Origin of the sequence: Ornithinimicrobium sp. F0845 (assembly GCF_023015765.1) — a bacterium.
In the GTDB taxonomy this organism is placed as follows: domain Bacteria; phylum Actinomycetota; class Actinomycetes; order Actinomycetales; family Dermatophilaceae; genus Ornithinicoccus.
The window spans coordinates 1-999 of the sequence record NZ_JALKAL010000040.1; the positions used below are offsets into that span (position 1 = coordinate 1).

The following is a 999-nucleotide window of genomic DNA, read 5'->3' on the forward strand; positions in this document are numbered from 1 at the left end:
TTCCAAACCTTCCGCCTACAACAAGAATTTCTCACTCCAGCCCAGCCCGGTAGAACTGAGAAGCTGTGTCCCACGACCCCGAACGTGCAACGACTACCGTCTATCACACACGCCCGGTTTAGCCTCATCCGCTTTCGCTCGCCACTACTCACGGAATCACGGTTGTTTTCTCTTCCTGTGGGTACTGAGATGTTTCACTTCCCCACGTTCCCTCCAACCGCCCTATATATTCAGGCGGCAGTGACTGGCGATGAAGCCAGCCGGGTTTCCCCATTCGGAAATCCTCGGATCAATGTCTGGTTATCGACTCCCCGAGGCTTATCGCAGATTCCTACGTCCTTCTTCGGTTCCTGGTACCAAGGCATCCACCATGTGCACTTAAAAACTTAAAGCCACAAAGATGCTCGCGTCCACTGTGTAGTTCTCAACATACAAACAGACAACCCCAGCCACGCCCCCACCAAACCCGCACCACCCAACCCACACAAGGTCAACCAGCACGGTGGTATGGGAACCACCAGGGCCCTGCACTCCAAAGACACCGAACCACCCAACCACCACCCCCCTACCCGTGACCACCCACCACACAACGGCAGCAAGCAGGCACACGAACACAAGGGGGTCGTGTCAGGGGCCCGATCCCTCAGGACCCAACAACGTGTCACACCCACACCCACCCGGCACGGCCACCACGTTCCACACCCCCACAACGGGAGGGTCGTACTAGCAGCAGCCACACCACCAGGTGCGGGCACCATAACCGATGTTCCACCCAGAGCTCGGCCCCACGGAACACTCGTCCGTGCAGAACCAAACCACCCCACCAACCACCACCCCACCAGGCGCAAGGCCATCAAGGGTCGTGTGCGTCAGCGGGCGTGTTGCTCCTTAGAAAGGAGGTGATCCAGCCGCACCTTCCGGTACGGCTACCTTGTTACGACTTAGTCCCAATCACCAGTCCCACCTTCGACGGCTCCCTCCCACAAAGGGGTTGGGCCA

General features: G+C 58.6%; 2 rRNA genes. Both read right to left on the reverse strand.

Features of this window, described 5'->3' with window-relative positions:
- A 23S ribosomal RNA gene (locus tag MWU75_RS19635) occupies nt 1-392 on the reverse strand; the annotation flags it as partial.
- Between the two features lie 500 nt (nt 393-892).
- Nucleotides 893-999, reverse strand: a 16S ribosomal RNA gene (locus MWU75_RS19640); the annotation flags it as partial.